The sequence below is a fragment of the Pseudoalteromonas sp. T1lg23B genome (genome assembly GCF_002964665.1).
Classification (GTDB): domain Bacteria; phylum Pseudomonadota; class Gammaproteobacteria; order Enterobacterales; family Alteromonadaceae; genus Pseudoalteromonas.
This window is the reverse complement of record NZ_PQBZ01000030.1, coordinates 414,035-421,108: the sequence shown is the minus strand read 5'-3', so window position 1 is coordinate 421,108 and position 7,074 is coordinate 414,035. Positions and strand designations below refer to the sequence as shown.

At 42.1% G+C, this 7,074-nt stretch carries 4 protein-coding genes and 1 tRNA gene; 2 read left to right on the top strand and 3 right to left on the bottom strand.

What is annotated here, in order from left to right; all coding sequences use genetic code 11:
• Positions 1-270: 270 nt before the first annotated feature.
• The gene (locus C2M32_RS08560) at positions 271-1,689 is read left to right on the top strand and encodes an alanine/glycine:cation symporter family protein (protein WP_105168022.1); all 1,419 of its coding nucleotides are present in this window, start codon (positions 271-273) and stop codon (positions 1,687-1,689) included.
• 126 nt (positions 1,690-1,815) lie between these two features.
• Positions 1,816-1,892 (top strand) — tRNA-Pro (locus C2M32_RS08555).
• 441 nt (positions 1,893-2,333) lie between these two features.
• Here C2M32_RS08555 and C2M32_RS20490 read toward each other — a convergent pair.
• From C2M32_RS20490 to C2M32_RS08540, 3 genes are all read right to left on the bottom strand, one after another.
• The gene (locus tag C2M32_RS20490) at positions 2,334-2,492 is read right to left on the bottom strand and encodes a hypothetical protein (protein ID WP_158678175.1); all 159 of its coding nucleotides are present in this window, start codon (positions 2,490-2,492) and stop codon (positions 2,334-2,336) included.
• Positions 2,493-2,796: 304 nt separating this feature from the next.
• On the bottom strand, positions 2,797-5,568 hold the full coding sequence (locus tag C2M32_RS08550) for a PKD domain-containing protein (RefSeq protein ID WP_199886136.1): 2,772 nt from the start codon (positions 5,566-5,568) through the stop codon (positions 2,797-2,799).
• A 334-nt stretch (positions 5,569-5,902) separates the two neighbouring features.
• Positions 5,903-7,060: a hypothetical protein gene (locus C2M32_RS08540; RefSeq protein ID WP_158678173.1), complete on the bottom strand. Its 1,158-nt coding sequence runs from the start codon at positions 7,058-7,060 to the stop codon at positions 5,903-5,905.
• Between the last annotated feature and the right edge of the window lie 14 nt (positions 7,061-7,074).

The following is a 7,074-nucleotide window of genomic DNA, read 5'->3' as shown; positions in this document are numbered from 1 at the left end:
TTGTTGCTTTGCTTAATCAGCGTAGCGCTCCGTGTCAGTGGGGTCGCATTATAGGGCTGCGAATAAAAAGCGCAAGCGGTTTTTGAGGAAAATCACACTTTTTTTAGTCCTTTTTACCTATACACATTTACACACTAGCAGCACACAAGTTACCCACAAAACTCTGTGGATAACCACCCTGCAATGACCTTTGAAAAGACTCTTCTATATATATGTGGTAGATTAGCCGCCCTGATTTACTCGTTCATATAATAAGTAGGCTCTGTAGTTATGGCTGATATATTAAACTTTGTTAGTGGATTGCTTTGGGGACACGTTCTCATCTATCTATTAATAGCAGCAGGTTTATTCTTTACGCTCCGTTTGGGCTTTATTCAATTTCGACAATTCCCTTATATGGTTAAAGTGATGGCAAATAGCCGCAGTGGCGCCGATGATGGGATCTCTTCTTTCCAGGCATTTTGTACATCACTGGCCGCCCGTGTCGGTACGGGCAACATGGCAGGTGTTGCGGTTGCACTTTATTTAGGTGGCGCAGGTGCAATTTTCTGGATGTGGCTTATCGCTTTAATTGGCATGGCCACTAGCTTCGCCGAAAGTACCCTCGCTCAACTTTACAAAACTAAAGATGAAGATGGTAACTATCGAGGTGGTCCTGCTTATTATATGGAATATGGTTTGGGTAAACGCTGGATGGGCGTTTTGTTCTCGCTATGTTTGATCTTAGCTTTCGGTTTAGTGTTTAACGCCGTACAGGCCAACTCAATTACCGCCGCGTTTGAAGTTGCCTTTGATGTACCAAAATATGTTATGGCTGGTGTTTTAGTTGTTGGCTCCGCCTTTATTATTTTTGGGGGCTTGAAGACTATCTCTCGCTTTGCGGAACTAGTAGTACCATTTATGGCGCTCGCTTATCTGCTTGTTGCTATCTATATAAGTGCCATTAACTACGATTTGCTTCCAGATGTATTTATGCAAATCATCTATAGCGCATTTGGTATAGAGCAAGCAGGTGCAGGTGCCATTGGCTACGCAGTGATGCAGGCCATGATCCAAGGTATTAAGAGAGGCCTGTTTTCAAATGAAGCGGGAATGGGTAGTGCTGCCAATGCCGCAGCAACCGCCACACCTAACCCTAACCACCCTGCTTCACAAGGCTATGTGCAAATGCTCGGTGTATTCGTAGATACCGTGGTGATCTGTTCTGCTACAGCCGCTCTTATTCTCTTATCAAATCAGCTGGTGCCAGAATCCGGCGTAACAGGCATAGCACTAACCCAAGCTGCATTGGTTGAGCATGTGGGTGAATGGGGCGCGACCTTTATTGCCATCGCCATCCTGTTCTTTGCGTTTACCTCTATCGTGGCAAACTACTCATATGCCGAAACCAACTTGATGTTCTTAGAACACAATCATAAGCACGGCATGTTGGTTTTCCGTTTATGTGTGCTGGGAATGGTGATGTTTGGTTCAGTCGGTGAGCTAGGTGTTATCTGGACCATGGCCGATGTGTCTATGGGCTTGATGGCAATCGTGAACGTGGTTGCACTGTTTATGCTCTCAGGCTCGGTTATCTGGCTATATAAAGATTACAACCAACAACTTAAATCTGGCAAAACCCCTGTGTTTGATGCAAACCAACATCCTGAGATTAAAAAGACCCTGCCAGAAGGCATTTGGTTTAAGTAATCTAGGCAATACAAAGTGTGACTGCTTGTTTAGCAGGCAGTTACACTCTAACAAGCTCATTTAATGTCCAAACAAACCAACTACTTATTGCCTTTCAAAAAAATATCCGTATAGTTACACCCAAGTCGGCATATAGCGCAGCTTGGTAGCGCACTGTCATGGGGTGTCAGGGGTCGCAGGTTCAAATCCTGCTATGCCGACCAGCTTTTCCTTACCCTATTCAATAAGTTATATCAATTACTCGTCCTGTTTTTCGTCCTTAATTTCTGCAATAATTTACGTTGTATCGTACTATATTTATCTAAAGTTATTTTCCCTTTTCATGCACCTAAAGGTGCTGTGATAGAGTCATCGGATCGCATTACAGATTTGATTACGAAACAACAAAGAGAAGTTGATGCTTCAATTCGGTACTTCCAAGGTTCAAGTCCAGTATTGATTACAATTGAATGTAGGCATAGGAAGATCACTTTTAGCCAGAAAGAAAGTGGTTATCTCAGAGACGGAAACAAATCACTGTCACCGAGCTATGTGGGTGGTGATGCAATATCCACAGCCAATAACAACAAGCCAAGGGAGCTGCTTCAATCTACAAGGTGAATGTACACCTTGGCATCACCTATTTGTCTTGCTAGAGATTTACTCTAGCAAACATATGCTGTTGGGCAATATGCAGCGCCTGTGTGGCAAGCACCATAATCTTTGCTGTAAGCGAAAGTACCGCCAGCGATTTCTTTGGTTTGTTTTGCATTTAAGTTTTTGTCTGTGCTTAGCGCTTTTAATTTTACTTTTTTAAGTTTCATGTTGTTTCCTGTTGTTAATTATTGAAATAAGTATTTGCATAGTGATAAACGCGTGATTATTCAACAACGTTCATCAATTAAACACTGTGTTTAAATTAGCAACAGAACTCAAGACCATTTGCTTGAATATTTTTCTACTCTTTTTAGCCTGTTGTTTTTTAAGTTATTTATTATATTGAAATTTTGTCATGCGTATCTAAAATGACAGCGCTAGACATATTTAACGAGAAATATTTGTCATTGCGCCATTGTGAGGAAGAAGTAATACAGCTTCACCATCATTAAGATGAAGCTGTACCTAGATTTACCAACACTGATAAGGTAAGGAGATATTTATACCTGAGTTTAACGCTTTTAGTTCATCGATTTGCTCACAGTTTACACGGTTATTGCCGATCAAATTAAGCGTACTTAGTTGTTTTAAAGAATATAGCGCACTGATATCTGATACATCACTATTTTCTAAATTCAACTCTTGTAGACGTGTATTCGAGGCCAATGCAGCAAAATTCACCAATCGCGTATTTGAGAAATTAATAAGGTTTACTTTGCTTGGAATCTTTAACTGCTCAACATTAACCGACATTCCTTCATCCGTATCGACGACCATAAAATTAATCAAGTTTTCATGTAATTGTGAGTTAGTTACGGCAGTGCTTAATGGCTGCTTTATGAAAACGGTCTCTAACGTGGTAAGGCTCGCCAAAACATCATCACTTAATATATTCATGTGGACATTAGACATACTAAGAATCGTTAACCCTGTCAGCTGTTCTAACCCTGCTAAGGATTGAATATCACCCTCGCAATCAATAATACCAACTCTTGTTCGCTCACTGCGGATGCTTTTTATCACACATGCTTTTAGCACGGGATCTGGAATTAAATTGGGCTCTACCGCATCTTGCCAACAACTTTCATACTCCATACTAACCCTTATAGGAGACAACTTATCCACATCGTCACAACTCGCCTTAACAGAGCTCAAGCTTAATCTGTCGAGGCTACTCATATCAATCAGACTGTCTAGGTCAAGATAGTACTTAAACTGTCGCAGATAGAGGTTTTCTAACAAAGTCAAGTTTGCTATTGGACTCATATCATAAGCGTTAGAGAACTCCACTTTCAGATCGGTGAGTGATGTCAGCTTACCGACCTGTTCAAAATCTTCTATCGCTTGCAAATTATTTAGGTGTAACGCCTGTAATTGCGGTAACTGTTCCAAATAATCCAAATTTGTTAAAGATTCCAGTCCAGACAATGAAACACTCTTTAAGTTGCTATTTACACTTAAATTTTCAAGTGTGGTTAACATCTTATAATCAGATAGATTTAACGATTCAAGCTTAGGCAACGAAGCAATATCAGGAAACCCTGCGCTAGCGCTCGCTCTAATGTTAAGCTCTTTTAGATTAGGTAATACAAGCTGTTCACCATGGTATTGACCACCTAACAAGGTTAGTTTTTCTAGCTGCGTATGGCCTGCTAATTGCGCAATTAAGTTACTTGGAGAACGCATAGAAACGGTTAAGTTTTTCAAATTTGATAGATTTGCTATCATTTTTGCAACTTCTTCACTCTCATCTATACCCCGCACATTCAAATTTTCCACACTCCTTGGGAGCGTATCCAGCCATACATGATTATGGAAACGGCTCCACCCTGTTAGATTTAAGTTCACAAGGCTTGTCAATGCAGACAACTCTGGTAACTCGACGGAGTTTGACTCTGTTTTAATAGCTAACGTCTCAAGCCCTGTAAGGCTGCTCAGTTTTTCAACATTAAGTAGGCCTAACTCACTGAGTGACAACTCTTTTAGCGATGGTGAAATTAGCCAATTAAAATCAAAGTCTTCATAATCATGCTCTGAAATAGTGAGCGCAGTCAATGTATCGAGCTGTGAAATAAACGATAAATCATCAATATTTGTTTCATTCAAAGTTAACCTTTCGAGCTGTGGCAGCTTACCTATCTCTTCGCCAACATATACACCAAAATCTTGTAGTTCTAATCGCTTCAACTTGCTCATATTCTCTAAAAAAGCGGTCGTACGCATTACCGAATACCTTGCTCTTTTGAGTATTAATGACTCAAGGTTTACCATTTGCAACAAAGTGCCCTTCATGCTGTAAATGCCAACGTTTTCAAGGTACAAGTCTTTCATATTGGCTACATCAATAGGAGATAGATCAATCCGTGAGCTGTAGGACGATGTGGAGTTATCCGTGATACTTAAAGACTCAAGCTCAGTCAGGCCAGTAAAGTCTAGTTTGGAAACAATGCTCTTGTGTGGCGTGGTTAGAACAAATTCCTTGAGCCCAGTCAACTGTTCTAATACATTATTAAAACTGCTCATTTCTACAGGAAAAGCTTCATCGAGGTGCAGCACCTCGAGTTGTGATAGTTCATTTAGACCGGTTACACTTTCAAGCGCTGCATTTTTAATAACTAAACGTTTTAAATTAGAGAGCGCAGAAATACCTTCCAGAGTTTTGATTCGATAGCCCTCGCATTCAAGTGTTTGTGTTTGTATATCTCCCGATTGCGCTGCAAAGCACCTTGCAAGTTCAGTATCAGCGAAGTTTATCTCTGAGCCATTCTCTTGGGCAGCAACACTAATACGAACACTTGACGACGTTATAGCACCGTTATTGTCCGTTACTTGCAGTTCAAAAGTCAGTATTGTTTCTTCACTTACAATAGGCGCTGTAAAACGCAAGGTCGTGCTACTTAAGTCTTGCACTGTAACAGTGACACCTGATGTCTGAGACCATGAGTAACTCACTATGCTCCCATCATCACTCACTTGTGGTTCAATTACTACATCAGCACCTGATACCACAGATACATCAGCCATCTCACCAATCACTGGGCTTTCATTATCGGGTTCGGGCTCGGGCGAAGGCTCAGGCTCAGGCTCGGGCGAAGGTTCAGGCTCGGGCGAAGGTTCAGGCTCGGGCGAAGGTTCAGGCTCGGGCGAAGGTTCAGGCTCGGGCGAAGGTTCAGGCTCAGGTGCAGGCTCTGGTGGCTGAGTCACTTCAGAGCCACCATTTGATGAGTTTTGTTCAGAATTCACGGGAGGGGTATCGCTTCCTCCTCCCCCACAGCCTAGTATTATCATGCTTAGTAGAACGGGTATGACAACCTTAGCCCCGAAAGTATTCAACATTGTATTTTCTTCCTAAATTTACACAGGTCCTAATTTAGGTATAATAACAAAGCAAGAGTAGAAGTTGCACTTTATTTCACAATTGTCACTAAACAATGCACTTATGGTGCTGTATGGCATATTTAAATTTTTTCATCATTTTTCAGGTGTTTTAATACCTTAATTCGCACTCTTAACTAATTAGTTATCGGAGCCACTTCACTATTATCCAGCTTATTTCATGGATAGAACATACCAAACCCTATGTGTCCTTTTTATGCCTTTCTTCATATTCTTGTTTAAAGAATTCAATCAAACCATCGAACAGTAAGTCTTTAATCGTCTCGTCATACTCTATTTCATAAGACACTATTTGCGGCAACCCAGACAAAAAGAACTCATCGATTCCGCCATACATCGCTGCATGCTGAGCATCTTCGAAATCAGGGTAGGTATCAATAGCGCTATCCACCAAGGTTCTCGTCGCATCATCCATATGTTCTGCAACAAACTCAACTGGATTATTGGTGAGTTTGTCACGAGCATTGCTCCAAACTTCCGACTCAGAGTCGTCACCACTCGATGTGGCATCAAGCGCTTTATACCCAGACTGTGAATCTATTTGCAAACCGATTGGTTGGTCTTTTCGATGCTGCTTTTCATCATTGGATAGGTCACCCACCGATTTTGCTGGTTCTTGATTGGGCTTTAATCCATACGCTGAAGTATTCCCAACGGCAGCACCTTGTCCATCAGTTGCCTCTCTGATTTTAGGACTACCCAGATCTGAGGTGATATTTGCTGTATAAGCGGTAGCCCCCACCTTACTCGTGTCGGTCACATCATTCCACGGGCTGACCGTGGCATGAAATGTCGCTTTGGCGTTGCTCGCATTAGCGCTGGTATAATTGGTAGACCCTGATACAGAAACAGAGTACTTCACAGCGGTGTTATGTTTCCAAAGCGCATTTTTTACATAGTTCTCAGAGGTTGATAGGTGTTTACCATTGGCACCTTTTGAGATGGGATATAGGTTGTTATCAAGCGCCGTGCCGCCCAAGTTATCATTCAGTAGATGCCCCTTCACCGACATAGGCCCTTTCGCCTGCGGATAAACACTTTTGATCCACGCCATCAAGCCATCTTGCGAAGCATTAACACTGGCGCTTTGCCCCCTAACTGGGTCGGCGGGGTCAAGCCATGCATTCATGGTGTGACCAACGGTCACGGTCTGTGCGTTATTTGCAGGCCCATAAGTACAAGATTGACCGATATTCTCAATCACAGTTTTGCGTTGCATTGGCTGCTGATTTGCAGCCGCTTGTAATAATGTATTACCCGCAGAAGAGGTGGCTCGGTTATCTTCTAGATATCGGCCCTTGCTCGCTGATTTTGACTGCGCACCGGCTCGTTGTAACATAGCTTGCGGCCGTG

What these genes read in the sequence shown, in the direction of transcription:
- C2M32_RS08560 (WP_105168022.1), top strand. Translation starts at nt 271, where the DNA reads ATGGCTGATATATTAAACTTTGTTAGTGGATTGCTTTGGGGACACGTT.
- C2M32_RS20490 (WP_158678175.1), bottom strand. Translation starts at nt 2,492, where the DNA reads ATGAAACTTAAAAAAGTAAAATTAAAAGCGCTAAGCACAGACAAAAAC.
- C2M32_RS08540 (WP_158678173.1), bottom strand. Translation starts at nt 7,060, where the DNA reads ATGTTACAACGAGCCGGTGCGCAGTCAAAATCAGCGAGCAAGGGCCGA.